This window comes from Kribbella capetownensis, from assembly GCF_004331485.1.
Taxonomy (GTDB): Bacteria; Actinomycetota; Actinomycetes; order Propionibacteriales; family Kribbellaceae; genus Kribbella; species Kribbella capetownensis.
Window position 1 is genome coordinate 652,795 of record NZ_SJKD01000002.1, and the last position, 22,206, is coordinate 675,000.

At 67.6% G+C, this 22,206-nt stretch carries 19 protein-coding genes and 1 pseudogene; 15 read left to right on the forward strand and 5 right to left on the reverse strand.

Annotated features, from left to right (window positions below; all coding sequences use genetic code 11):
* The first annotated feature begins 101 nt into the window (after positions 1–101).
* A complete protein-coding gene (locus tag E0H75_RS13470) occupies positions 102–989 on the forward strand; it encodes a LysR substrate-binding domain-containing protein (RefSeq protein ID WP_238162995.1) in 888 nt (295 codons plus the stop codon).
* Positions 990–1,005: 16 nt separating this feature from the next.
* Here E0H75_RS13470 and E0H75_RS13475 read toward each other — a convergent pair whose 3' ends face one another.
* Positions 1,006–1,632 carry a dihydrofolate reductase family protein gene (locus E0H75_RS13475; protein WP_131513826.1) on the reverse strand — a complete coding sequence of 209 codons (627 nt, stop codon included), beginning with the start codon at positions 1,630–1,632 and terminating at the stop codon, positions 1,006–1,008.
* Between the two features lie 124 nt (positions 1,633–1,756).
* Here E0H75_RS13475 and E0H75_RS13480 point away from each other — a divergent pair, with 124 nt between their 5' ends.
* Positions 1,757–2,617 carry a LysR family transcriptional regulator gene (locus tag E0H75_RS13480; RefSeq protein ID WP_131513827.1) on the forward strand — a complete coding sequence of 287 codons (861 nt, stop codon included), beginning with the start codon at positions 1,757–1,759 and terminating at the stop codon, positions 2,615–2,617.
* Here the strand turns inward: E0H75_RS13480 and E0H75_RS13485 are convergent.
* The gene (locus E0H75_RS13485) at positions 2,614–3,426 is read right to left on the reverse strand and encodes a UbiA family prenyltransferase (RefSeq protein ID WP_238162996.1); all 813 of its coding nucleotides are present in this window, start codon (positions 3,424–3,426) and stop codon (positions 2,614–2,616) included. The two genes, E0H75_RS13480 and E0H75_RS13485, sit on opposite strands and share 4 nt — an antisense overlap.
* 18 nt (positions 3,427–3,444) lie before the next feature.
* Here E0H75_RS13485 and E0H75_RS13490 point away from each other — a divergent pair, with 18 nt between their 5' ends.
* The 4 genes and pseudogenes from E0H75_RS13490 to E0H75_RS44080 all read left to right on the forward strand — a co-directional run bounded on the left by E0H75_RS13490 (position 3,445) and on the right by E0H75_RS44080 (position 6,029).
* Positions 3,445–4,497, forward strand: a complete 1,053-nt coding sequence (locus tag E0H75_RS13490; protein ID WP_131513828.1) for a type III polyketide synthase — start codon at positions 3,445–3,447, stop codon at positions 4,495–4,497.
* Positions 4,497–5,009, forward strand: a complete 513-nt coding sequence (locus tag E0H75_RS13495; RefSeq protein ID WP_131513829.1) for an isoprenylcysteine carboxyl methyltransferase family protein — start codon at positions 4,497–4,499, stop codon at positions 5,007–5,009. The genes E0H75_RS13490 and E0H75_RS13495 overlap by 1 nt, the downstream gene beginning before the upstream one ends.
* Positions 5,006–5,419, forward strand: a pseudogene (locus E0H75_RS45000) (FAD-dependent oxidoreductase); the annotation flags it as partial. The gene E0H75_RS13495 and the pseudogene E0H75_RS45000, both read left to right, overlap by 4 nt.
* Before the next feature lie 151 nt (positions 5,420–5,570).
* Entirely contained in the window at positions 5,571–6,029 is a 459-nt protein-coding gene (locus E0H75_RS44080; protein WP_238162997.1) for an NAD(P)/FAD-dependent oxidoreductase, read from the forward strand.
* Between the two features lie 219 nt (positions 6,030–6,248).
* Here E0H75_RS44080 and E0H75_RS13505 read toward each other — a convergent pair whose 3' ends face one another.
* The gene (locus tag E0H75_RS13505) at positions 6,249–7,796 is read right to left on the reverse strand and encodes a helix-turn-helix domain-containing protein (RefSeq protein ID WP_131513830.1); all 1,548 of its coding nucleotides are present in this window, start codon (positions 7,794–7,796) and stop codon (positions 6,249–6,251) included.
* A gap of 90 nt (positions 7,797–7,886) precedes the next feature.
* On the opposite strand from E0H75_RS13505, the gene E0H75_RS13510 reads away from it, so the two are divergent.
* From E0H75_RS13510 to E0H75_RS13520, 3 genes are all read left to right on the forward strand, one after another.
* Positions 7,887–9,164 (forward strand): NAD(P)/FAD-dependent oxidoreductase, encoded by a 1,278-nt coding sequence (locus E0H75_RS13510; protein WP_131513831.1) that lies wholly within the window; start codon positions 7,887–7,889, stop codon positions 9,162–9,164.
* A gap of 250 nt (positions 9,165–9,414) precedes the next feature.
* Positions 9,415–9,816 carry a VOC family protein gene (locus tag E0H75_RS13515; protein ID WP_131513832.1) on the forward strand — a complete coding sequence of 134 codons (402 nt, stop codon included), beginning with the start codon at positions 9,415–9,417 and terminating at the stop codon, positions 9,814–9,816.
* 104 nt (positions 9,817–9,920) lie between these two features.
* On the forward strand, positions 9,921–10,838 hold the full coding sequence (locus E0H75_RS13520; RefSeq protein ID WP_131513833.1) for a hypothetical protein: 918 nt from the start codon (positions 9,921–9,923) through the stop codon (positions 10,836–10,838).
* Positions 10,839–10,869: 31 nt separating this feature from the next.
* Here E0H75_RS13520 and trxA read toward each other — a convergent pair whose 3' ends face one another.
* A complete protein-coding gene (gene trxA, locus E0H75_RS13525) occupies positions 10,870–11,259 on the reverse strand; it encodes a thioredoxin (RefSeq protein WP_131513834.1) in 390 nt (129 codons plus the stop codon).
* Positions 11,260–11,411: 152 nt separating this feature from the next.
* A complete protein-coding gene (locus tag E0H75_RS13530) occupies positions 11,412–12,287 on the reverse strand; it encodes an aldo/keto reductase (RefSeq protein ID WP_131513835.1) in 876 nt (291 codons plus the stop codon).
* A 769-nt stretch (positions 12,288–13,056) separates the two neighbouring features.
* Here E0H75_RS13530 and E0H75_RS13535 point away from each other — a divergent pair.
* The 6 genes from E0H75_RS13535 to E0H75_RS13560 all read left to right on the forward strand — a co-directional run bounded on the left by E0H75_RS13535 (position 13,057) and on the right by E0H75_RS13560 (position 22,022).
* The gene (locus E0H75_RS13535) at positions 13,057–13,956 is read left to right on the forward strand and encodes a conjugal transfer protein (protein ID WP_165553705.1); all 900 of its coding nucleotides are present in this window, start codon (positions 13,057–13,059) and stop codon (positions 13,954–13,956) included.
* A 49-nt stretch (positions 13,957–14,005) separates the two neighbouring features.
* A complete protein-coding gene (locus tag E0H75_RS13540) occupies positions 14,006–14,293 on the forward strand; it encodes a hypothetical protein (protein WP_131350394.1) in 288 nt (95 codons plus the stop codon).
* The gene (locus E0H75_RS13545; RefSeq protein WP_131513837.1) at positions 14,294–14,878 is read left to right on the forward strand and encodes a hypothetical protein; all 585 of its coding nucleotides are present in this window, start codon (positions 14,294–14,296) and stop codon (positions 14,876–14,878) included.
* Entirely contained in the window at positions 14,875–18,081 is a 3,207-nt protein-coding gene (locus E0H75_RS13550; RefSeq protein ID WP_131513838.1) for an ATP-binding protein, read from the forward strand. The genes E0H75_RS13545 and E0H75_RS13550 overlap by 4 nt, the downstream gene beginning before the upstream one ends.
* Before the next feature lie 182 nt (positions 18,082–18,263).
* Positions 18,264–20,060, forward strand: coding sequence for a type IV secretion system protein (locus tag E0H75_RS13555; protein ID WP_165553708.1), 1,797 nt, complete (start codon positions 18,264–18,266; stop codon positions 20,058–20,060).
* A gap of 915 nt (positions 20,061–20,975) precedes the next feature.
* Positions 20,976–22,022, forward strand: a complete 1,047-nt coding sequence (locus E0H75_RS13560) for a VldE C-terminal domain-containing protein (protein ID WP_131513840.1) — start codon at positions 20,976–20,978, stop codon at positions 22,020–22,022.
* Positions 22,023–22,206: the final 184 nt, after the last annotated feature.

The following is a 22,206-nucleotide window of genomic DNA, read 5'->3' on the forward strand; positions in this document are numbered from 1 at the left end:
CTAAGCGACGTGGACTGGTCAGGGGAGGACATGTCTATCCTCAGGGTTCGGTACTGGATTTCGACAGCGAATTACTCCTATTAGTCTTATAGCGTCACGTAATGGGAGGCCCATCGATGTACGACCCGGACCAGCTCCGCACGTTCCTGGCGGTGGCCCAGTCGCTCAGCTTCACGCAGGCCGCGGAGAGGCTGGGTATCCGGCAGCCGACGGTGAGTCAACATGTCCGCAAACTCGAGGCGGCGGTTGGGCGACCACTGTTCCTGCGCGACACGCGGACGGTCACCCTCACCGCGGACGGCGAGGCGATGGCCGGGTTCGCCCGGACCATCCTGGCCGCGCACGAGGAGGCGGCCGGGTACTTCACCGGCTCGGAGTTGCGCGGCCGGCTGCGGTTCGGCGTCACCGACGACCTCGCGCTGACCCCGCTGCCGAAGATCCTGCGTGACTTCCGCCAGCTCTACCCGCGGATCGACCTCGAGCTGACCGTGGCCCAGAGCCCCAATCTGCTCCGCCGGGTCGAGTCCGGCCACCTCGACCTGGCGTACGTCAAGCACGGCGCCGGCGGTGGCTACGAGCCGAACGGACGCCTGGTACGCCGGGATCCGCTGGTCTGGGCCGGGATCGCGGGGACCCGGATCGCGCCGGACGGCCCGGTGCCACTCGTCGCGTACCAGGCGCCCAGCCTGAGCCGCTCTCTCGGTGTGCAGACGCTGGAACAATCGGGCCGGACCTGCCGGATCACCTGCATCGTCCGCGGCGTGAACGGCGTACTCGCGGCCGTCCGCGCTGGGTTGGGGCTCGCGATCTTCGCCCGGTCGCTGATGCCGGCGGACCTGGTCGAGCCGCCGCCCAGCGCCGGGCTGCCGGAGTTGCCGTCGATCGATCTGGTCCTGATCACCAACCCGCGCGCCTCCAAGGAACCGGCCGAAGCCCTCACGGCCGCGATCCTCGGAAGCAACGCACCGCTGAAGCCGGACGCCGCCTAGGCCTGGCTTTAGTGCTTCAGGCGCGGGTGAACGACAGGTGTGTGACTCCGCTGGGTGAGGAGGTCTGCTCGATCTTGTAGTCCTTCTCGACGCCCTCCAGTCCATCCCAGAGCCGTACGCCGCGGCCGAGCAGGACCGGGACCACTACGACATGCAGGTGGTCGATGAGCCGGGCCGCAAGGAACTCGCGGATCACGGTAGGACCGCCGCCGATGCGTACGTCCTGGTCGCCGGCGGCCTTGCGGGCGGTCTCGAGCGCCTCGGCGGGCGAGGTGTCGAGGAAGTGGAACGTCGTACCGCCCTCCATCTCGATCGACGGGCGGGTGTGATGGGTGAGGACGAAGACCGGTGTGTGGAACGGCGGGTTGGGCCCCCACGCGCCCTTCCAGTCCGGGTCCTCGTGCCAGCCGGGGTGACCGAACTTCCCGGCACCCATGATCTCGGCGCCGATCCCCGGGTCGTGCCGCTGGACGAAGACGTCGTCGACGCCCGCGGTACCGCCGGCCTCCCACCACTGGGTGGCGAACATCCACTGGTGTAGTCGGTCCCCGGCGTGACCGAAGTGCGCGTCGGGGCCCTGCCCCGCACCGGTACCGAAGCCGTCGAGTGAGATCGAGAAGTTGTGGACGCGGGCGAGTGACATGGCGGGTGGGTCCTTTCCGTCTCTCGGTCGAGCCTGGTCGGCTCGGTCATGCATCGATCATGGCGGCCACGCGGCATGACGTCGAATGCCAAAATGGCGAGCTTTTCATAGATAAACTTGATCTATGCTCAACGTCACCCACCTCAAGGTGCTGGAGGCGGTCGCCCGTCACGGATCGGTGACCGGAGCCGCGAACGAACTGCACTACTCCCAGCCGTCGGTCAGCCACCACCTGGGCCGGCTGGAAGCCGCCACCGGAGCCAAGCTCATCCAGCGAGTGGGCCGCGGGATCCGGCTCACCCCCGAAGGGGAACTCCTGGCGCAGCGGGCGACAGAGATCCTGGGGCGCCTGGACGCCGCGTCTGTCGAGCTGGAGGCGCGGGTCGGACTTCGGGCCGGACGCGTACGACTGGCCGGATTCCAGACGGTCCTCAGCACCCTGGTGCCGAGGGCAGCCACCGAACTGTCCCGAACCCACCCGGGCATCGAGTTGAATCTTGTGGACGCCCACCCGGCCGATGGGCTGGCGATGCTGCGGGCCGGGCACGTCGACGTCGCGTTGATCTTCCGGCACACCGGCACGCCGTTCGAGGAGGAAGGATTCCGGCTCACCCACCTGCTGGACGATCCCCTCTACCTCGTCAGCGACCAACCCGACCAGCGTCTCGAGGACCACCGCGACTCCGCCTGGGTCGGAGGGTGCGAACACTGCCGGGCCGCCACGATGACGGCCTGCGAGCGCGCCGGCTTCGTCCCGCGCATTGCCTTCGCTTGCGACGACACCGTCGTCTCCCAGGCGGTGGTGGCCGCCGGCATGGGGGTTGCCATCCTCAACGGACTCGCACTGCAGGCACACCAGGCGCCGGGCATCCACGCCGCTCCGATCGACGGCGTCGCCCGCTCGATCTACGCCGCCACGTACGGCGACCCGCCGGACCCGCCCGCCACGACCGCGCTGATCGAGATCCTGAGTTCACTGAATTAGGTGAGGGCGTCGCCGCGGATCACCAGCGTGATGATGCTGACCGCTGCGACCGCGATCGTGACCACGAACGGCGCGTTCCGCCACAACAGGATCACAGCTAGCAGTACTGCGACCACGACCAACGCGATCCACCCGACCACCCCGACCGGACCGGCAGGCGCGATCACGAGCAGCCCGGTGGCCAGCGCGAGCGGTAGCGGAGCGAGCAGTCGCGCGTAGCGCCCGAGTCGTTGCGGCCAGCCCCTGACTCCGGTCGCCAGATCGTCCGCCAGGTCGGGTACGACGTTTGCCAGATGGGCACCGACGCCGAGAAGCGCAGTCGCGACCGTTGCCCACCAGGGCGCCCAGGTGCCCGCCGTGCCCAGCGTCACGAACGACGGCAGTGCGCCGAACGCGAGGGCATACGGGAGCCAGGAGATCACGGTGGACTTGAGACCGAGGTTGTACGCCCAGGCGCAGGCGACGAAGAGCAGATGCATCAGGCCGGCCGCGATGCCGTTGGCCAGCGACACCGGGATCGTGACGACCAGCATGATGCCGGCGGCCACAGCGAGCGTCCGCCGACTCACCAGTCCGCGGACGACAGGCTTGTCCTGGCGGTTAACAATGGTGTCGCGGGCGGCATCAATCGCGTCATTGCTCCAGCCGATCGAGAGGTGGCCGGTGAGGATCGTTGCGGCGACGAGGAGACATCCGGCCGGATTCCGCCCGGCCGACCAGGCAACAGCAGTGACGAACGCGGTGACGGCGATGGTCGGACCGGGATGGCAGGCAAGCGCCAGACCTCGCACCGTCCGCAGAACGCTCACGCACGTAACGATGCCACGATGACGCGGATCGCAGCCGTCCGGCCCGCGTTGCCGCCGTACCGCTATCCACAGGCGGAGCTGACCGACGCCTTCGCCTCGATCTGCCTACCGGACGGCCGCGGTACGGCGTTGCTGCGACGGCTGCATGCGAACGCGGGAGTGTCCTTCCGGCATCTCGCCTTGCCGCTGGAGCAGTACGGCGTACTGAAGGACTTCGGCGAGGCGAACGACGCGTGGATCGCGGCTGCCGTGGATCTGGGCGCTGAGGCGGTCGCGGGCGCGGTGAAGGACGCGGGGCTGACGTTGGACGACGTCGATGTACTGATGTTCACGACCGTGACCGGAGTGGCAGCGCCATCGATCGATGCGCGGGTCGCGTTGCGGCTCGGGCTGCGGGAGGACGTGAAGCGGCTGCCGTTGTTCGGGCTTGGGTGCGTGGGTGGTGCGGCGGGGATCGCTCGTTTGCATGACTACTTGAAGGCTTGGCCTACGCATGTCGCCGTACTGCTGTCGGTCGAGTTGTGCTCGTTGACGTTGCAGCGAGAGGACGCCTCGCTGCCGAACCTCGTCGGTGGGGCGCTGTTCGGGGATGGCGCGGCGGCCGTGGTGTTGACCGGGTCGGAGCATCCCGCGGCGTCCGGGCCGTCCGTGGTGGCGACGCGGAGCCGGTTGTATCCGGACTCCGAGCGGGTGATGGGCTGGGACGTCGGGTCTGGTGGGTTCCGGATCGTGCTCGGCGCGGACGTGCCGGAGGTGGTGCGGCAGTACCTCGGTGATGATGTGCGCGGCTTCCTCGGGGACCACGGGCTGACGGTGCCGGACGTCGGGACGTGGGTGAGCCACCCGGGTGGGCCGAAGGTGCTGGACGCGGTCTCCGAGACGCTCGACCTGCGTCCTGGTGCTCTGGGCGTTACCTGGAAATCGCTCGATGCGGTCGGCAACTTGTCGTCATCGTCGGTGTTGCACGTGCTCGGTGACACGCTGCGGCTGGATCCTTCTCCACAAGGCCCTGGGTTGTTGCTGGCGATGGGGCCGGGATTCTGTTCCGAGCTCGTCCTGCTGGAGTGGTGATGGACACCTTCTACGTCGTCTTCGTGTTGCTGGTCGCCGCCGAGCGGGTGGCGGAGCTGGTGGTGTCGCTGCGGAACGCGCGGTGGAGCTTCGCCCAGGGCGGAGTGGAGTACGGGCGCAGGCACTATCCGTTCATGGTCGCGCTGCACACGGCGCTGCTCGGTGGGTGCCTGGCGGAGGCGGCGCACCGGCCGTTCATCCCGTGGCTGGGGTGGACGATGGTCGTCGTGGTGCTGTTGTCGCAGGCGCTGCGGTGGTGGTGCATCTCGGCGCTCGGTCATCAGTGGAACACGCGGGTGATCGTCGTACCAGGACTGCATTTGGTTGCCGGCGGCCCGTACCGGTGGATCCGGCACCCGAACTACGTGGCAGTGGTTGCCGAGGGCATCGCGTTGCCGCTGGTCCACACGGCGTGGGTGACCGCGGTGGCCTTCACGGTGCTCAACATCCCGCTGCTCGCGATCCGGATCCGCTCCGAAGAGGCCGCCCTGAACTCCGCCTTGGTCAAGTGATCGATCTCCTCGTCGCCGGATGCGGTCCTGCCGGTGCGGCGACGGCGATCCGTGCCGCGCTGGCCGGACTGTCGGTGGTCGTCGTCGAGCCGCGTGCCGCACCGATCGACAAGGCGTGCGGGGAGGGGATCGCCCACAGTGCTGCGTCGTACCTGACCCGGCTCGGAGTCGAGCTGGACGGCCGTCCGTTCTACGGCATTCGGTACCTCGACGGACAGCATCAGGTCGACGCCCGCTTCCACGCCGGCCCTGGGCTCGGAGTACGCCGTACGACGCTCCACGAGGCTCTGATGAAGCGAGTTTCCGACCTGGGCATTCCGGTGGTCCAGTCTCGCGTCGGCGCCATCACCCAGAACATCACCTCGGTCACCGCCGCCGGCCACACCGCCCGCTACCTGGCCGCCGCCGACGGCCTCCACTCACCCATCCGCCGCCAACTCGGCCTGGCCGCGGCCATTCCCGGCCAGCCCCGGTTGTCATCTTTTCTCGCGGCGGCACTTCCTTGTCCGCCCCTGGACGGACCTGGTAGAGGTCTACTGGTCGGAGCTGGGCGAGGCCTACGTGACACCGGTCGCGGGCGACCTGGTCGGAGTCGCCGTTCTCACCTCCGCCCGCGGCACCTTCGACTCACACCTCAGCGCCTTCCCGTCCCTCGAGCGACGGCTGAAGGGCGCCCGGCCTGCCAACGCCGTCATGGGAGCCGGCCCGCTCCGCCAACGAGTCCGCAGCCGAGTCGCCGGGCGCGTCCTGCTCGTGGGCGACGCCGCCGGCTACGTCGACGCGCTCACCGGCGAGGGGATCGCGGTCGCCCTACGCACCTCGGCCGAACTCGTGGACTGCGTTCTCAAGGACCAGCCGGACGAGTACGAAGCGGCCTGGCGCCGGGTCTCCTGGGAGTGCCGCCTGCTCACCGGCTCGTTGCTCTGGGCCCGGAACAGATCGTTGCTCGCTCCCCGCATCGTCCCCGCCGCAGCACTGCTTCCGGGCGTCTACGCCCACATCGTCAACCGGTTGTCCTAGGCAAAGGTGTGAGGCCCGGCGATCGCTCAGACAACCGCCGGGCCCACGACGGCCCGAGCTTCCTGGTGAAAAGCTCGGACCCGGCCTTTCCAGCCGCCTGGTGAACGGCTGGACCGGCTGCTGAGTACGACTCAACCAGCCGGATGTTGCCCAACCGTTGCCAGAATATGAAGCCTTGTTACACAGGGCTGTGGCGAACCTCTCAGTGCGTTCGGGAACTCAGTGCTCGGTCCGCACCGCGGCGATCTGCAGTTGCAGCGCGAGGCGTTCGCGCGGATCCGAGAGATCCAGCTCCGCGATCTCGCCGATCCGTTTCATCCGGTGCCGCAAGGTGTTCGTGTGCAGGTGCAGCTCGCGTGCTGCCCGCTGCGGCTGACCCGGGTACTCGAGCCAGGCCTGCAACGTCTCGACGAACCCCGTGCTGTGTTCGATGTCGTGCCGCAGCAGTGTGGCGAGCGGTCCGTCCATCTTGGTCGTGTCCAGCGAGGTGACGGCTCGGTGAACAGTCAGCACATGCCACGCCTCTTCCACTCGCAATACCGGTCCGGGCGCGAGTCCCCGACGTACCAGGCCGAGCAACTCGACCGCCTCGGCGCGTGAGCTCGGTAGATCGGCCGGACCGCGTGCCGGACCGCCTGCCGCAGCGATTGTGCCGGGCGTGGCCTTCGCCTGCTCGGTGACCAGCTTGCTCAGCCAGGTCCACGACCCCGGTCCGTCGTTGTCCGTGACGACAGCGAGCACAGTGCCGTCCAGATCGGCCAGCTGCGGTTCGCTCCACCCATACCGACGACCGGTCGACTCCCACAGGTCGAGCTGCTGCGGTACGTCGTACCCGTCGGGCGAACCGAGCGCGACAACCCGCCACGGCTGCGGTGGGAGCCGTACGTCGACCGGATTGTCGGGGGAGAACTGCCGGAGGATGGTCCGCAGCCGGTCGATGGCACTCCGGCGCGCGACATCCGCTTGAGCGCGCAGGCGCAGCAGATGGAGCGCCAGCACCGAGGCGGCGTTGCTCAGCTCGGTGGTGACCTCCTCACTCACCGGACCGTCCACAACAGCCCAGATCGAGCCCAGCCACTCGCCACCGGCCCGCACGGGTACGACGAGACGTGGGCGGATGCCGTTCGGTCCGTCAGGCACCAGGAACGGTTCGCTGGAGCGCGCCAGCCGGCGGAAGATGCCTCGAGCCCGGAAGTGTGCGATCACCTCGGCGGGGACGCGGCGGCCGACGATGGTGGAGACGCGGGTGGGGTCGGTGAAGTCCTGGCCGGAGGAGTACGCCAGCACGCGGGACTGGTTGTCCTCAATGGTGACAGGCGCGTCCACGATCGCTGCTGCGGCGTCTGCCAGTGCGAACAGCTCCTGATGTACTCCGGCGTCCCCAGCAGCGGGGGAGTCAGGCGCAGCCGCTCTGTCGATGACGCCTCGGAGTAGCCAGACCACGTGTGCCCAGGTCACGCTCGGCTGGAGTGCGACGAGCGTGAGCTGCCAGCGCTCGGCTGCCGCGACCACAGTCGGTTCGTGGGCGAGCGTCGTACGCACGACGACGCCAGAGGCGCTGCCCGCCGCACACCGCTCGACCAGTTCGACGGCGTCCTCCGCGCCGCGCAGGCCGAGGCCCAGCACCAGGTCACCGGGCTGTCCGGTCGCCGGCTCCTGCGGGTCGGCCAGGAAGACATCCCGGACCTCGCCGTCGCCCTTTCCGGTCACCACCACCTCGAACAGGGCTGGGCCGACGGCGACGATCAGGTCAGGCGCGGTGATCATGAGGTTATTGTGCTCTGCGCACAGTCATTTGTCCCGTCAGTGGTGTGATCGCACCATGACAGCGGATGGTTGACGACGCACCATCGATACATGGTCGCTGCTGGTTCTGCTGCTGGTGTCATTCACACCGTTCCCGATCGCGTCGCCGTCGTCGGCGCAGGCATGGTCGGACTCGCCACCGCCTGGTTCCTCCAGGAGGCAGGCGTCGAGGTCACCGTGCTCGATCGAGACGGCGTCGCCGCGGGTGCGTCCTGGGGCAACGCCGGCTGGCTCACGCCCGGCCTGGCCACCCCGTTGCCGGAACCGGCCGTCCTCAAGTACGGCGTCCGCGCGGTGCTGAGCCCCTCCTCACCGGTGTACGTACCGCCGACGGCGAGCCCGCGGCTCCTCAAGTTCCTCACCCGCTTCGCTCGCAACAGCACCGCCGGACGCTGGAAGACCGCGATGGAGTCGCTGGTCCCGATCAACCGGCAGGCCCTGAACGCCTTCGACCTGCTCGGCAAGGCCGGCGTCGAGGCGGAGACGTACGAGGCCAAGTCGTTCTTGGCCGCGTACCGGACCGAGGCCGAGCGCAGCGTGCTACTCGAGGAGATCGAGCAGATCCACGCTGCCGGTCAGGGCATCGAGTTCGAGGCGATCACCGGTGACGACGCCCGCGAGATCGAGCCGTCGCTGTCCGACGAGATCGGCGCCGCGATCCGGCTGCACGGGCAGCGCTTCATCAACCCGGGCGAGTACGTCCAGTTGCTGGCCGATTCGGTCACCGCGCGCGGTGGGCAGATCATCAGCGGCGTCGTGGTGAAGGACATCGTGGACGAGATCCGCGGCGTACGGCTCATCACCGGCGACGGTGAGACCGACCCGTTCGACGCTGTGGTGATGGCGACCGGCGCTTGGCTGAACGACCTGGCCCGAGAGTTCGGCGTACGCACCGTCGTACAGGCCGGGCGTGGCTACAGCTTCAGCGTGCCGATCGCTCACGTACCGGCCGGTCCGGTGTACTTCCCGGCACAGCGCATCGCCTGTACGCCGCTGGGCGACCGGCTGCGCGTGGCCGGAATGATGGAGTTCCGCAAGCCGGAGGCCAAGCTCGACCCGCGCCGGATCGACGCCATCGTTGACGCCGCCCGTCCGCTGTTGCGCGACGCCGACCTGGACGCCCGCACCTTCGAGTGGGTCGGCCCGCGGCCCTGCACGCCGGACGGCCTGCCGCTGATCGGTGCGACCGCATCGCCGCGCGTCTTCGCCGCCGGCGGACACGGCATGTGGGGTATCACGCTCGGTCCGGTCACCGGTCAGCTGCTGGCCGAGACCATCACCACCGGCCGCACGCCGGACGAGCTGCGTCCCTTCAACCCGCTCCGCTGACGACCAATCCGGCTTGGGGCGACGGCCGACTCTCGGCATCGCCCACCCCGGCTGACTGACGCCTCGGGCGCCAGGTGACCCTCCCGGACGGCAGACCACCCCGTCCACGAGCTCCGCTGCCGGTCACCTCCGCCGCCCCGGTCAGCCCCAAGAGCGGGCCCTGGCTGAGATCCCCTGCCCAGGGCCCGCTCTTCGTTTTCTGTCGGTCCCGCGTGTCAGGGTGTTCTCCTCAACGACGAGGAGGGCATTCATGGCGCTGCGGTGGTACACGGTGGTGGTCGATTGTCACGACGTACGCAAGCAGGCCGCCTGGTGGGCGGAGGCGCTCGACTGGAAGACGATCTACGAGACCGACACCGAGTGCGTGAACATCCCCGGTTGGGTGGACGAGGAGGCCATGAACAACACGCCGTGGGAGCGGATCGGGCCGGGCATGGTCTTCGTCCCGGTGCCGGAGGGCAAGACGGTGAAGAACCGGCTGCACCTCGACCTCGCACCGCACACCAGCCAGGACCGCGACGCCGAGATCGCCCGCCTGGAAACCCTTGGCGCCAGTCGCGTCAACGTGGGCCAGCCCGACGAGCCCAGCTGGACTGTCCTCGCCGATCCCGAAGGCAACGAGTTCTGCGTCCTCAGCTCCCGCGACTCCTGACACCCTCAGCCGGCCGTTGCAGCCACCTGCCGCCAGGTGGTTGCCGAACGGCCGCCCGCGGAGCACGATCGGCTGAACGCACGACGAGGTGAGAGGCAGCCCGGATGTCCGACGATCGCCCTGCAGGTCCGGACCGCGGTTCGACGAGCGGCTCGTGGCCGTACACCCAGGAGCCTGTCCCACCCGGAGGCGGCAGCGACCTCCACACGTTCGAACTCAACCAAGCCACCACCCCGCAGCCCACCAACCCTCAGCACGCAGCGCCGAACCCCGGGCCTGGCCTTGGTGCAGTTCCCCGGCGTCCGTCGGCCACGCAGTCTTCGACCGACTCGACACTGAGGCGGCTGACTGTCGTCGCCCGGATCCTGTGGCTCTCGGCAGGCGGCGCATTGTGTGCCGCCGCAATCGTCGGTCTCTTCGTCGGGGTGGGCGAAGTCGAGTTGCTGATCGTGCTCGGAGGCGGGGTCGTGCTCGCGATCATGCCGGCGGTCGTGGATCGCCTCCGGTCGATGAAGGCCGGGCACTTCGAGATCCAGCTGATCGAGCAGATCGCCGACAACGCGCGCAAGAGTGCGGAGACCCTGCGACGTCTCGGGATGGAGCAGGAGCTCGATGCGTACGCGACGATCTACACCGAGATGCGCGGCGTCGAGCTGACGGAGGTTCGGGGCGCGATGCTCGACCGGATCCTGCAGAGGGTGTCGAATGCCTCCGCGGTCGAGAAGTTCGACCGGGCCGAGGTGAAGGACATGTTTACGCTCGGCTCGCCGATCGTCCGCGTGCTGGCCCTCGGACTCATGGAGGGCGATCTGTCACTGATCGACAGCGAGATCCTGGTCGAAGCCCTCAAACGGCCACTGACAGGGAACGAGCACTACCACGCGATGAAGTTGGTGCTGGGCGGTTGGGGCCACTTCTCGGCAGCCGAACGCACCAAGCTCAAGGACGCGATCGACTCCAACCAGCAGATCCAGTACGGGCCGGGAAGACGCGAGCTGGCAGAAAGAATCCGGAAGCTCTGAGCGAGCTCCCGGATTCTGTGAACTGTTTGAATCAGTGCGTGTGCGGTTCCGCGCCGTGCTCCGCCTCATGGGCGGCGATCTGGGCCCGGACCTCTTCCATGTCGACCGCACGCAGCTGGCCGATCAGGTCTTCCAGGTTGGCGGCCGGAAGCGCGCCGGGCTGCGAGTACAGGACGACGCCGTCGCGCACCGCCATCAAGGTCGGGATCGACCTGATGTCGAACGCTTGCGCCAGCTCGACCTGGGCTTCCGTGTCGACCTTGCCGAACGTGATGTCCGTGTGCTGCTCGGACGACTTCTCGAACACGGGACCGAACATCTTGCACGGGCCACACCACTCTGCCCAGAAATCAACCAGGATCAGGCCGTCGGTACCGACCACCTCGTTGAAGTTGTCCTGGGTCAGCTCGACCGTTGCCACTACGACCTCCGAAGTTAGACGACTACGGACCTTTCAACACCGCCTCGCCTCGCAGTGTTCCCGAGCGATACGGCGTACCAGATCAGTGACCTCGTACGCCGTACGGATTGCCCGCTATCCGGATGCCGGACTGTGACCTGGGACACGCGGAATCAGATCGGAATGTCCACGAAGGGTGACGTGTAGTCCTTCACCTCGTCCAGGATCGACGCGGCGGCTTCCGGGGTGAGGTCGGCCCGCTGCCGCTCGGCGACGATCATCTGCTGCAGCAGCCGGGTCTCGCCGGCCGTGGCCAGGCCGGTGATCTCCGGATGACCGTTCAGCAGCCAGGCGGTCGCGGCCGTGATGTAGCGCTGCTCGTCGAATGGCCGGTACCAGGTGTCGTACGACTTCTCCTCACCCTCACGCCAGTTGCGCCGGGCAATCATCTTGATCGTCATCAGCGCCGCGTCGGAGGCCTTGATCGCCTCCACCAGCGCCGCGTAGTCGGCGGCGTACTGCGGATCCGTCGAGAGGCGGTAGTTGAGAGGTGTGAGAACGCTGTCGAAGTCGAACCGGCGCAGACCCTCGGTGTGCACCGACGGTGCCTGAGCGGTGTGGCCGGTGATGCCGATGGCCCGTACCATGCCCTCGTCCTTGGCGCGGATCGCCGCCTCCAGCGAGCCACCCTTGCCGGTGACGAGGTCGAGGTTCTCCAGATCGCAGACGGCGTGCATCTGGATCAGGTCGACGTGGTCGGTCTGCAGTCGCTCCAGCGACCGGTTGATCTCGCTCCAGGCCTCCTCGAAGGTCCGGCGGCCGGTCTTGGTGGCGAGGAAGATGCGGTCGCGGATCTCCGGCATCCGCGGGCCGAGCCGCAGCTCCGCGTCGCCATAGTCGGCGGCGACGTCGAAGTGGTTGATGCCGGCGTCCAGGGCCTCCAGGATCGAGGCGTCGGCCCGATCCTGGTCGACCCCGCCGAGCGAGGCCGCGCCGTAGATCAGCACCGAGCTCTCGTGCCCGAGTCTGCCCAGTCGGCGTGTTTCCATCCTGGTCCTCCAGGGGTAGCAGGGATGCATCGGACCCTATGCCCGGAGTATGCCGTTTTGACCCCTCGCCACGGGAGAGTTTTCCACAGGCTGGACCCGCAGATCCGTTACTATCTGTGATCACTTGATCTGTTCTTTACCATGTTGTTCGCACGGATTTTCGAACCTGTCCGCGGCGTGTGGCATGGTGTGCGCTGCCCGATCGACCGGAGCGGGCATGAGAGAGGAGCTATGACGACGGTGCCGAAGGTGTCACTCTTGCCCGATGAGTGTGACACTGCCCGCGAGTTGGGTAACAGTATGACTGCGGGGAGCGATGGAGCATCCGGATCCTGGTCTCAGGTCTCCCGGAGGGCAGTCGCTTGCCGTATTCTCCCGGCTACTGTCCGCGTAACTGCTGTCTGAGGGGCGGGTAGCGATGAGTTGGTGGCGAACGTTGCTGAATCTGCCGCCAAGAGGTGAGCATTGGTCGGACCAGCGGCGTACGAAGAAGCCGGGCAAGGGACGGCCGCAGAACACCGCACCGGAGTGGTGGGACCACCCGGATGGCCCGGTGTCACCCACCCCTCGCCAGGCACAGGGCGTAGCGGCGCAGTACTCGACCCCGCAGCAGGCGCCACCGCCGGCCGGCGGTGTGATGGCACCACCACGTCGTCCCTCCTCTCGTCCGCCTGAGCCTTCGCAACCTGGACAGCGCCCACCCGAACGTTTGAAACAGCGATCGTCTCATGGTGCGCACGCCGCACCGGCCCCGGTCCCGGTCCGCGAGGTGTACGAGCCCGGCCAGGCGCCATGGTCGACCGAGTCCGAGTCGTCGTTCTCCACGTGGGCGCGCAGGTTCTTCCGCGGCCTGGTGGTCGTCGTGCTGCTGCTGGCTGCCATCAGTGGCGTCCGTTCATGGATCAGTCCGAACCGGGCGCCCGAGACGGTGGTCAGCGGGCAGAGCAACTTCCCGTCCGACGAGGCCCGCGCGATCGCGACTCGCTACGCCGTGTCATACCTGAACTGGGACGAGGACGAACCGGATGCCCGGCCGGCCCAGATCGGGCTTGACCTGGCCGCCGGCCTGGACAGCCGCGCCGGCTGGAACGGCCGCGGCAAGCAGACCGCGGACCGCGCCTACCCGGGCCAGGTCACGGTCGACTCCGGTGGCGTCACCGCAGTGGTCGACGTACGAGTGGAAGTCCGTCCGTATGTGAAGAAGGGGAAGGTGTGGACCGCGGGGGCGGCCACGTGGGAGCGGGTGTCCGTTCCGGTTGCCCGGACCGCATCGCGGGTGGTGGCCAGTGGGCCGCCGACGTTCGTGCCGGATGTGCGCGTGCCGCTGCCGGACAACATGCCCGAGGCCAGCGCTCCGGACGACGACCTGACCGCGGCCACGCTGAAGGACGCCGAGGCGTTCTTCGGTGCGTACGCGGAGTCGGACAACAAGGTTTCGGCGGTGACCGCGCCAGGCTCCACCATCCGCAGCCTGAACGGTGCGGTGAAGTTCGGTGAGCTGAAGGATTGGCAGGTCTATACCGGCAATGACGACGAGCGGCGGGCGACCGCGGCCGTCACCTGGGACGGGGCGGGCGATACCACCCTCGACCAGACGTACACGCTCACGTTGAGGCGTACTGTCGCCACGGACGGAGCACAACGATGGCAAGTGGCTGCCGTCGGATGAATCCAGCGACTGGCCATCGGATCACCAAGGCAACAAGGGAGACACCGCAATGACGACTCACGAACTGGCCGCGAGCGTGGTGCAGCTCGCCGCGCCGCTGGCCGACCCCAATGTCCCCACGGGTGCGGACTTCAAGGACTGGGTGCTGGTCATCGCGGGGAACATCTTCATCGCCATCCTCGTACTGCGCGCCATCGGGCACTACTTCAAGCGCGAGTGGGGCGAGCTGTTCGGGCACATTGCGGCCGGGGTCCTGGTCGGCGGGCTGATCTACGCCAACAACCAGACCATCAATGTGCTGAAGGGCTTTTGGGGATTGCTGTCCGGAGGTAGCTGAATGCGCGTCGGCCGTACCCTGACCCACCACTTCGAGATCGAGACCCGGCAGTACGACCTGTTGGGCATCGACCTGGGAGAAGGCGCCCGGCGCCGGATGATCATCTTCGGAGCTGTCATCATCGTCCTCTGGGTGGCACTGCTCATCCCGTTCATCGGGGTGCCGAAGAAGCCCACCGTCAGCCTGTACGTCGTTCCGCCGTTCGTGATCACCGCGTTCGGCTGGCGCCCCGGTAAGTTCCACGAACGCCGCCGCCGCGTGACCGAGTGGGCGCTGGCCGTCCGCTACGCGTTGCGCGCCCACCGCCCGATCATCGGTCTCGGCGCCCGGGCCGCCGACAAGACGGAGTACCTGCCATGGCGTGAGCGCGTCGCGACCCAGAAGGTGGCCAACCTGGCGAAGGCCAGAGTGACGCCGGAGTGGGAACGCGAGGTCGTGGTGGAGCTGGATCCGATGGTCCGCGCGGGTGCGGACATCACCGTGAACCAGCGGGCCCGATTGCTCGGCGCGGACCACGTGCAACGGGTCAGTCGCAGGAACTCGTCATCAGGGCTGAGCCGATCGGAGCGGAAGGGCCAACGATGAAGATCGCTGACAAACTCCTGAACCTGGTCGGCGTCGGCCGCGAGCGCGGTCTGCCGCCGCCTCGGCTGGTGGCCATCGCCGACGGCCTGCTGGTGACCGAGCGCAGTGCGGAGGCGTGGTTTCTGATCTCGGTGGCGAACACCGACCTCGCCACCGAGGCAGAGCAGGACGCTGCCCTGGACGCCGCGGTCAGCGCTGCCGCGACCATCCTGGGCGACCGACTCAGCCATCTGAAGGTGGTCTGGGGCCGCTCCACCGGCCAGGACTACATCGACTCCGTGGCCGGCCACTACCGTCTTGGCGACCACGAGGCCTGGGCGCAGACTCGCGCCGACCGCATCGACGAGATGCGGATGCCCGAGCGATACGTCGCGCTCGGCGTACACCTGTCCGACCGTGACCCGCGGGCGACCGCACAGGTCCGCGGTTCGATCAGCGACGCCCTCGGTACGACCTCCTGGCGGGTCAGCGCCCGTGAGCTCGCGCACCTGGACGAGCGGGTCCGCAAGCTTGCGCGGCAGCTCGGTTCCACCGTCTGGCGGGCGCACACCGCGCCGGCCGAGGTGATCTCCTGGCTGGTCAGCCGCGAGATGCACCGCGGAGCCGTGGCCGCGCCCCGCCGCGGCCTCATCACCGGTGCCGCGCTGGCCCGGCTCACCTCCGGCCGAGTGGTGCCGTACACCGATCACCTGCGCATCTACGACACCCGCGGCCAGATCGCGGCGTACACGACCGTGCTGGCGATGACAGACTTCCCCGAGGAGCTCGAGACGCCGGGTGCGGGGGAGTGGCTTCGCACGCTGTCCGAGATCAAGGCGATCGACGACGACGGCGACGAGATCGACGTCACCGTCGAGGCGTCGGTGCGCTTCCGCGTGCTGACCAAGAAGACCGCGCGGAACCTGGTCGACGAGACCCGCAAGAGCGCCAAGGAACAGCGCCGGTCCGCCGCGAAGGGCACTGCGGAGGAGACCGCCGACGAGATCGTCGAGACCGAGCGCATCATGCGCGAGGTGAAGCGAGACATCAACCGCAGTGGACTGACCCTGGTCGAGGACCACCCTCGTCTGCTGGTCAGCGCGGACACCCGCGAGGATCTCGAGGCGTACGTCGACGCCGTCATCGCGCACTACGCCGACCGCGGTATCACCGTGGCCCCGGGCGCGGACGAGCAGCGCGACCTGTGGCTGGAATCCCTGCCAGGCGACCAGTTGCGCGTGCCCGACCTCGGACATGTGCGTGAATCGACCGCGTTCTTCGGCTCCTGGTTCTGGGGCGGTGCGTCGATCGGTGACGCCACTGGACCTGCCATCGGCTATCTGACCGGGTCGACACCCGGTCTGGTGCGTTTCGACGCGGCCGCCGGTTCTGCACTCGGTGACGCGACGACAACGCTGTTCCTGGGCCGGTCCGGTCGAGGCAAGACGACCGCCGCGATGATGGGTGGTCTCGACTCCGCGTTCGCCGGCGCGTGGGTGCCACTGCTCGACCTGAAGGGTGACGCGGCCGGCGTGTCCGCAGTCGCCGCGGAGTACGGCGTACCGACTGCTGTCATCGAGATCACGGCACAGTTCTCCGGTGCTGCTGACCTGCTGCGGGTGCTGCCCGTTGACGACGCGTTGCTGCAGGCTCCGTCGCAGCTGATGCTGTTGCTCCCGCCGCATCTGCGGGGTGCGGCCGAGGCTCCGGTCGTTGCCGCGACCCGTGCGGAGATCCAGTCGCCCGATCCCTCGTCGTGGGGTGTCATCCAGCGGCTGTGCAACGCCGACTCGGAGACGACCCGGACTGTTGGTTTTGCGTTGCGCGACCTGGTGGAGACCGGCCTCGGTTCGGTCGTTGCCGGTCCGCCGTCCGGTCTGTCGTCGCTGACTACCAATCCGGGTCTCTGGGTCGTTCAGATGCCCGGACTTACACTGCCCTCGCCCGAGTCGGCGCCGGAGTCCTGGTCGCCGATCGAACGTGTCGGCATGGCTTGTCTGCGCGGTTGCCTGGCGTGGATGGTCCGGACCACCGGCCGTCGCGAGTTCCGTGGCCGGTCCAAGGTCGTCATCGTGCCTGAGGTCCACCTGCTCACGAAGACCCCTGACGGCGCGTCCTTCCTGGACTACATCGCCCGTGTCGGCCGAGCGCTCGGCGCGTCCCTGGTGCTGGACACCCAGGACCCCGCGTCGATCCTGAAGCTCCCGGGTCTGGTCGAGCAGATCACCACGCTGTTCGCGTTCAGCCTGCGTTCCCGCGAGCAGGTCGACTCGCTGCTCGAGCTGCTCGGTCGCCCGCAGACACCGCCGTACCAGACGCTCGTCCGCGGCATCAACACCGCCGCCAACGGCAAGAGCATCCGCCACGGCCACTGCATCATGCGCGACCGCTGGGACGAGGTAGCCACCGTCCAGATCGACATCCCGAGCGAACGCGTGGCCGCCCTCCTCCGCACCACCCCCGAATCCGAGCACGACGTCCAGCCGGCCCAGCCCGTCATCGCGGCGCACGAACCCGAAGACCCCTTCGCCGAAGACGAAGCCGAAACCTTCGAACCAGCCGCCACCGCCACAGCCCAAGCCGAAGCCCACACCCACCTCCCCGACGAGCCGCCCCCGGCCCCCACCGAGGTGCCCCCGGCCTACGCCCCCAACGGCTCCCCGGACCCGGCCAACACCCCCACAGCCCACACCCAAAACGGCGCAACCACCCCTGCCAACACGCCAGACGCACCAGCCGACCCCACCTACGCCCCCAACGGCTCAGAAGCCCCCGCGTACGCCCCAAACGGCTCAGCCAACCCTGCGTACGCGTCCAACGGCTCAGCCGACCGTGCGTACGCGTCCAACGGCTCGGCCGCATCAGAGGCATCACCCGCCCCCACGTCGGCATCAACCGAGCCCAACCAATCACCCCCGCCCCCAGCCGACCACCCCATCCCCCCGATGGCGCCAGCCGAGCCCCAACCCACCTCAGCTGACCCATCCACCGCCCCCCAACCAGTAGCCCAGCAAAACGGCCACCCGCCCACCCCCAACGGCCACGACCACGACCACCACCACCCCACCCGCTACGAATCCCCCATCGGCCCCGACGAGGTCTACGACCAAGAGGCGGACGAAGCCGCCTACAACGAGGCCATGTACCAACCCGCCCCCAACGGCAACGCCACCCCCGACAACGACCCCCAGCGCCCCTCCTCCAACAAGGAGCACGTCGCATGAGATGGCAGCGCCGAACCCGCACGGCGCTAACCGTCCTCGCCATCTCCCTGATCATCACCAGCCAGGCCGCCCTCGCAGCCGACCCGGATCAGCAGACGACTCCAGCCGGATTCGCAGACCTGCTGCCGACACCTGACCTGACTCACGGGGATACTCGGACGCTCTTCGAGCAGTACAACCCGATGGCGTTCAGCCTTGACTACGAGGGAAGTCTGCGCGACCCACTGCGACCGATCTTCAACTCGTTCGCCCAACTCCTGATGATGTTCGTTGTCGCGGCTACCAGGGCCGGGATATCGGTTGGGTGGTGGCTGTTCTCCTTTACCGACATCCGTCCGCTGATGAACGCGACGTCCGGTGCGATCGGCGGCATCAGCGGTCAGTTGACCGCATGGTTGTTGCCGACGGCCCTTGCTTTCGGGGCAATCGCGGCGTATGTCCATCGGCGGTCGAGCGGCACGGCCTTCGGCCAACTTGTTTGGGTGTTTGCCGCCGGTCTCCTGGCGATCAGCCTTGCTTTCGGCGCTGCCACCTGGCTGAAGGGCGTTGACGGCGCACGACAGGTGGGCGCGCAGACCGTCATGGGTGCATCGGATCAGGTGCTGGGCGAGACCCTCAAGACACCGATCGAGATGCCACAGCCGGCATTCACAGGCACGTCCAGGGACACCATGTTGCGGAAGTCCGGTGACGCTGCTTGGCGCGGGTTCGCCGCGACGCCTTGGTGTATTGCCGAGTTCGGATCGATCAAGGCATGTCAGCGATACGGCAAAGGCCTGCTGGACACGGGTGTTGATGCCGACAAGAGGATGGATTACATCAACAACCAGGTCGTCAAGGGAGAGGGAAGCTCTGACGCTCCTACCGTGAAGTGGGCGAAGGGCGAGAATGCCTTCGGACGTGTCGGCGTCCTCCTCGTCGCGGCCGTCGCGGCTGCCATCTACGCGTACCTCATCATCGGTCTTGCTGCGACTGCGTTGATGGCATTCGTAGGTTGCCTGGTGCTTCTGGTCGTCGGCGTCATCTTCGCGTGCCTGTTCATCGTGCCAGGACGATCGCGTCAATGGGGAATGAACTGGCTCGAGTCGTTACTAGGCCTCATTCTCCAGTCAGTCGCAGCCATGCTTGTGTTCGGCATCGCGCTGTCGATGCTGACGGCCGTCTTCAGCATGAGTGACACGCTTGGCTGGCTGCCGGTCACTTGCCTCGCCCTTGTGGTATTGGTCGCGTCGTGGCGGCTACGACGTCTGCTCGAGAGTGTCACCTCGATGATGCGCCCCGGCATCGGCAGCATGATGATGGGGTCGTATGCGCGTCGCGGGGCAGTGCAAGCCGTGCGCCGTGTGGTTACCGCTCTTCGTAGTCGTGGATCGGCGCCTGCTACGGCGGAGCGGCCAAAGGACGGTCGCCGTCGGCCAGGGGAGAGCGCTCCTGACGAGCGCGTCGAGAGCAACCGGAGCTATCGCACCATGCCGCCGCTCGGAGGTCGCACGCCGCAGGGGAGCGATGAAGTGCACAAAGCCGGCGGCCCGGGTTCGCCAGGACGGTCCACTGGCGACTCCGCAGGCAGGCGTCCGTCCGGCTCCAGACGAGGTTCGGGTCGTCCACCCACCGCGCCTGTCATTGCGTCCGTCGCAGGGACCAAGCCCGGTCGACGGGGCGACAGTGCTGGTCGGACGAAGGACACGATCTTCAAGGGCGGCTCGGTCGAGCACAGCAAGCCAGCCGGTGTCTCTGGCGCCACATCGAGTGCCCGCAGTTCAGGGCGGCATGCGAAGCCGACAACGACGGCCGCTCAACTACGAAACGGTGGCTACGAGCCTCGCCGTGTGCTGCTTCACTCGGCGAGTCTGCGTGCGGGGCCGCCGAAGCGCGCTCGGGAGATCCGCAAGCAGCCCGTCTCGACCTCACGGTCCTACCGGGAGTACGCGGCCGTACGGACCGGCGGTCTGTCTGGTCGCCCGACCGGTGGACGGTGAGCAATCGTGGCACGACGTCGCGAGCGGGAGAGAGGTGCATCGTCGACCGGCGAATCTGTGGACTCGACCAAGAGTGCCGAGGCCGGATCGCGCCGTCAGCGTCGTAGGGAGGATGCAGCCCGCCAACGTGCCGAGTTGCGTGACCGCAGGCGAAGCGAGCCGGCCAGTCCGGCCGGAGTGATAGCTGTCATCGTCCTTCTGGCGATCATCGTTCTAGGCGTTGGAGGAGGGCTGCCACGCCTCTTCGGCCGGAATTCGGGTCAAGAGCCAGCGGGACTACTGAGCCCGAGTGCGCCGCAACTCAGCGAGCCCGGCTCTTCGCAACCCTCCGCATCTGAGCCCTCTGGTGCTTCGTCCGAACCGCTCTCGACCCCACCCCCGCAGACCGAGCGCCCCGGCGCGGAGGCGACCGCCGCAGCGGACACGACGGTACGGAGTTGGGCCAACCTCTTCTACAAGCGCACGCCCGCCACCGAGACCTACGAGCAACTCGTGGACCGGGCCGCTCGGTTCACGACCCCAGAACTTGCGGATAGCTTCTCCAGCGCAGGAGACGCCACCTACGACGCTCTGCGAACGGCGGGTGGCTCCTCGAAAGTGCTGTCAGTAACCACGGTCACGCCGCGGCCCGATACAGCGCCGACCGATACGCCGACCAGAATCACGCGTCTTGTCACCGTCAAGGTTCAGACGACTGGAAAGGGCGCCAGCACGTTTGATGTGCCATTGCTCGTGACAGTTGTGCGCGATGGACAACCATGGCGTGTCAGCGCGGTTGACGGTGGGACTGGCCCGTGACATCGCGGCTGGACGGTGTGCGTGTTTAGCGGTCGGGACCTTGCTGAGGCGGCGGGACTGGCGGGTGCCAAGAGCATTGCACCTAAGATCGCAGGAATCGGTGCTCTGCTGGCGGTCATGGCCGTGGTCATACTTGCCCCGTTCGGCGCGAGCGGCGATCAGGTCACTGCTGCCTGTCCACCTGGCATGCCAGGGGACGTACACGATCCCGAGACGCGTGGTCCGTTGCGGGCGGTCCAGATCTCGTACGCCAAGATCATCGATCAGGTCGCGGTACAGCGCGGTCTGCCGGGCCAGGCGACGTTGGTCGCGCTGATGACAGCCCTCCAAGAGTCTCAGCTCCAGAACCTGACCTATGGCGATCGCGATTCGGTAGGACTCTTCCAGCAACGTCCATCGGCGGGCTGGGGAACGGTTCGGCAAATCCTGAATCCGGTGTATGCAACCGAAGCCTTCTTCGGTGGAGCGAATCCTCCTAGTCCGCCCGGACTGGTGGACATCAGCGGCTGGGAGTCGATGCCGTACACCGTTGCTGCGCAGTCTGTCCAGGTCTCCGCGTTCCCTGACGCCTACGCGCGCCAGGAAGACACTGCACGTGGAATTGCCGAGGAGGCAGGCATCGATCTGAACCGTTCGGGCGATCCGTACGCTGGTCGCTCCGGCGGTGGCCAAAACGGCGGAGCACCGACGCCTTCCCAAGCGGATGGTGAGTGCGGGGGAGGACTGATCAATGGTCGACCTGTGGCAGGGAATTGGCCGCCTGAAGAACAGACTGTCCCAGATCCGACAGGGACGGGCGGGAAGCTGACGCCGCGAACCGCAGCCTGGGTGGCGGCCGCCCGAACCGCGTTGCAGAACCCCAGTATGTCGTGCTGGGACGCGCACGCGTGGAACCCGACCAGCGACCATCCAAAGGGCCGAGCTTGCGACGTCTTCGTCGGTGGTGACAGCCGCAAGTTACCGGCTGTCCGGGCGAAGGGGGACCGGTACGCGAACTGGGCGATCCAGACGGCCGCGAAGACCGGCGTGCGATATGTCATCTGGTACGGAAAGATTTGGAGTGCCCGTACGGGTCAGTGGCGTCCGTACAACGGAGGCGGTGTCTACGATCCGAGCGATGCCACCGGTGGACACTACGACCACGTGCACGTGTCGATGTATTGAGGTGACCTCCGCTGAACAGGTTGGATCTTGGACAATCGTGATAGGACGAGGCGAAAGGTGTCGACTGTGGGTCGCCTAGCGGCGCGGGAGGTGTCCGATGAACGCATCTGACGGGCACGACGACCGGCCAGGCTCATTCTCAGCCGACGACTGGCAACCGCCGCCACAGAGTCGCAGAGGTGGC